We start from the raw sequence: 3839 nt of genomic DNA, 5'->3' as shown, positions 1-3839 counted from the left end.
CCGCGCGCTCGTCGTCCGCGCGCTCGGAAAGGAAGTCGCCGCGTTCCAGCACGCTTCGCAGCGCGTCCGTGACGAGCGGGTCGGCCTTGCCGAAGGTCCCGAGGATGCGCGCGCGACCCTCGGAGGTCGCCAGCTCGGGGGCGACGTCGACGAACAGCCGTCCGCCCGCCTCGAACATCGGGCGCGGGGTGGTGAGCTGCCACACCGACAGTCCCAGCGGCTTCATCGCGTCGGTCATCATCTGCTGGTGACCGACGGAGACGTAGACGTGGTCGTCCCGGTCACCGGCCTCGGGGACGGGGAACAGCGTGGTGATCGGCCGGCTCTGCACGATGTGGAAGTCGTCGCCGGTCAGGCACCACTCGATGTCCTGGGGCCGGCCGAAGTGCGCCTCGATCCGCCGGCCCAGCCGCACCAGGCGCAGGACCTGGGCGTCGGTGAGAACCGGCAGGCTCTGCCGCCGCGGGTCGACCGGCACCTCCCGGGTGCCGCCCTCCGGCGACGCCTGGACGAGCCGGGACTTGACGGCGACCGTCGTGGTGACGACCCCGTCGGCGCGCACCGTGTGGACGTCGCCGGGGACCAGGCCGGAGACGAGCGCCTCGCCGAGTCCCCAGCAGGCCTCCACGGTGGCCGCCTTCCGGTTGGAGGTCACGGGGTCCGCGGTGAACAGGACCCCGGCCGCGTCCGGGAACACCATCCGCTGGACGACCACGGCCATCCGCGCCTCCCGGTCGCCGAAGCCGTTCCGGCGCCGGTAGGTCACGGCCCGCTCGGTGAACAGCGAGGCCCAGCACCGCCGGACGTGCCGCAGGACCTCCTCCAGGCCCACGACGTTCAGGTACGAGTCCTGCTGGCCGGCGAAGGACGCGGTCGGCAGGTCCTCGGCCGTCGCGCTCGACCGCACCGCGCAGGGAGCCCGCTCCCCGAGCCGGGCGAGCGACGCGCCGATCTCCGCCACGAGGTCGGCCGGCATCTCGAGCCCTTCGACGACGCGGCGGACGTCGGCGCTCAGGGTGCGGATCGCCGCGTGGTCGTCCGGCTCCGCCCGCGCCAGCAGGTCCAGCCGGGCGCCGAAGGACGGCTCCGCGGCCACGACCCGCTGGAAGGCGTCCGTCGTGACGCAGAAGCCGTCGGGCACGCGGAGGTCGTCGATGCGCGAGAGCTCGCCCAGGTGCGCCCCCTTGCCGCCGACGTCCGCGACGCTCGTCGAGTCGATCCGCTCGAAATCCAGCACGTAACCCAAGGTCCGTTGCTCCCATCGTTCGCCGGGACCGGTTCGCAACGGGCAAGTATGGGGCACTTCTTCGCGCCTCATGAGGGGCGCGGATCTGATATAAGGTGAAAGTGGCGGAACGGGATCAGTGCCTTCCGCCGCTCTCCTGATCGGCGCGCTCCAGCGCCCAGCCTCTTGCGGCAGGTCAGCCGCCTGGATGACGCGTAATCCCCGGCCTCGGAATCTCTCCGGGAAACCCTCGGCGATCGGATGGCCGGGCCGGGCCTGATCAGGCAAAGAAACGCGCGCCGTCAGGGCCGGGCCAGCACCCGGGGAATAACCTCCGGGCCACCGGTCGAGTATCGAGGACGGTCTCCATGTCTTTCCGGGCCAGCAAACTGCGCGTCCAGCTTCCCTGCACCGCCGAGGGCAGCCTCATCGACCTCGCGGACGAGGAGGCGCCGCAGCTCGCCAGGGAAGGCACCTACCTCTGCACCTGCTACCTCACGAACCTGGACTACTGCCACTGCTCCGTCGTCCTCACCCGGGAGCAGGCGTACCTGGTGAGCCCGGACGCGCTGCCGCTGCTGAAGAAGCAGCTCGAACATCGCCTGGCGGAAGTGGACCTCGCCGCGGAGGCGGCCAAGAAGCAGCTGCGGGAGCACCTGGACGACATCGCCGAGGCGGAGCGGGCGCTGACCGATCGCAGCGCGCGGGAGCAGGGCGGCGGCGAGTAGCGGCGGCGTCGTGGACAGCGCAGTGACCGGTCTGATCGAGCGGCTGACCTTCCGCGCCAACCCCCGGTACGAGCTGGTGCCGGCCGACCGCCTCGCGGAGCCGGACGCCGGTGACGCCGGTGAAGACGTCTACGGCGTGCTGCGGCCTCGCCGTGGCTCCGGGCTCGCGCCGCGCTCGTGCTCGCCGGAGACGGCGCTGCTGTTCCTCACGCTCGCCGAGCCGGGTCGCGTTCCCGTGTTCGCCCGCAGGGCGCTGGCCGAGGACGGCGGGCGGGCGCTCGCCCGGCTGGTCGCCGACGGCGTGCTGGAGGTCCTGACCGACGACGGCTTCCGGTGCGGGCGCGCGGCCGCGCACGTGGTGCTGCCGGCGCGTTCGCGGGCCGGTCAGGGCAGGATCGCCGAGTTGTCCGTCGCGGCGCTGCGCTACGGCCAGGCTCTGACGCCCCTGCCTGCGCCGGAGCTGGCGGGCCGGATCTACGGCTACGGGCACCAGCCCGTCTCTCCGGAGCTCCGGCGCCGGATGCCCGACGAGCGGGCCGTCGACGAGTATCTCGGAGGGACCGGCGGCGGGTTGACCGCCCTGGCCCGCGACGGCGGCTGGGCGGAGACGACGGGCGGCGCGGCCCGCCTGTCACCCTGGCGGCACTGGTCCACGGGCGCCGACCGGCGCGCGACCGCCGGTCCTGGCCGCTCGGAGCCGACGTACAAGCTGTACGTCAGTCCTTCGGCCGACGCGATGCCGGCGGCGCTGGCCGTGATCACCGGTTCCCTCGCCCGCGCGCCGGGGGTGACGGGGTTCAAGACGGCTCGCCACGTCGCCGGGATCTGCCGGCCTGACAAGATCGTCATCTATTTCGACCGGCTCGACGACCTGCGGGAAGGCGCGTCCAGGATCGCCGGGCGGCTGGACGGGACGGCCGCGCACGGCGTGCCCTTCAGCGCCGCGGTCACCCTCGACGGGCTCGTGTCCTGGGGAGCCGACCCGCCGCGGGAGCACCCGCGCGCGACGAGCTGGCGGATGTGGGTGGCCGGCCGGCTGGCCGCCCATCTGGTGGCGGCGCGTGGTGAGCGTACGGACCGCGAGGGCATGGCGCCCTGGCGGTTCGCGCTGGAGCGCCTGCGCCTGTCCGGTGTCGACACCGACACCTGGGTGCCGACCGGCGGCATGTGGGGCGAGGCCGCGGCGACCACGTGACGAGCCGGCGGCGGGCCGCCGGATGAGAGAAGGAAGAACCCTGATGACAGTGCTCGGTCCCTTCGTCCTGCCCAGCGATGTGGTGGTGTCGCCGGTGGCCCGGCTGCCGCCCGAGGTCCGCGGGCGGATCGAGCATCAGCCGGGGGACTACTGCGTCACCCGGCCGCGGTCACGCGCCACCACCAGCGTCGTCGACGAGGACACCGCCTCCCTGCTCGAACGTTTCCGTGAGCCGATCACGATCGTGGACGCCGTCATCCTCTTCAGCTCGGCCGCCGGCCTCGAACCCCGCCGGACACTGGAGCGGGCCTTCCCCGTCCTGGCCGGTTTCGTCCGGGAAGGGCTGCTTCTGCCGGCCGGCTCCGCGCTGGTGGAGCCCATCGCGTCCGCGCTCGCCCCCGGTGAGGTCGTCGGGGACGCGGAGATCGTCGAAGCGGTCCAGGTCCTCCTGGACACGGAGGTGTACCTCACGCGCCTGGCCGACGGCTCCCCCGCCGCCCTGAAGATCGTCCGGGAGGGAGCCCAGCACGACTTCGGGCCCTTGCTGGACCGTGAGGCGGCCCTCCTGCGTCTCCTCGGCGGTCGCGTCAGCCCTCGGCTGCTGGGGTCGGGGGACCACGCGGGCCGGCCGTACCTGCTCATGTCCTGGATCGCGGGCGTCGACGCCCATGACGCCGCGGCCGAGGCGCGC

The 3839-nt window shown here is 73.3% G+C and carries 4 protein-coding genes; 3 read left to right on the top strand and 1 reads right to left on the bottom strand.

All coding sequences use genetic code 11. The features are described from left to right. Positions 1-1237, bottom strand: a 1237-nt coding sequence (locus OUY22_RS36065; RefSeq protein WP_333486888.1) for a PEP/pyruvate-binding domain-containing protein, incomplete at its 3' end; no start/stop codon positions are given. A 356-nt stretch (positions 1238-1593) separates the two neighbouring features. Here OUY22_RS36065 and OUY22_RS36060 point away from each other — a divergent pair. The 3 genes from OUY22_RS36060 to OUY22_RS36050 form a co-directional block, all read left to right on the top strand. Next, on the top strand, positions 1594-1953 hold the full coding sequence (locus OUY22_RS36060) for a hypothetical protein (protein WP_270159806.1): 360 nt from the start codon (positions 1594-1596) through the stop codon (positions 1951-1953). Positions 1954-1963: 10 nt separating this feature from the next. Beyond that, entirely contained in the window at positions 1964-3148 is a 1185-nt protein-coding gene (locus OUY22_RS36055) for a hypothetical protein (protein ID WP_270159805.1), read from the top strand. Positions 3149-3191: 43 nt separating this feature from the next. Beyond that, the coding region (locus tag OUY22_RS36050; protein WP_270159804.1) for a protein kinase family protein at positions 3192-3839 on the top strand (648 nt) is incomplete at its 3' end.

This window comes from Nonomuraea corallina, from assembly GCF_027620315.1.
GTDB classification, from domain to species: Bacteria; Actinomycetota; Actinomycetes; order Streptosporangiales; family Streptosporangiaceae; genus Nonomuraea; species Nonomuraea corallina.
The sequence above is the reverse complement of the archived record's forward strand: the minus strand, read 5'-3'. Positions and strand labels throughout refer to the sequence as shown.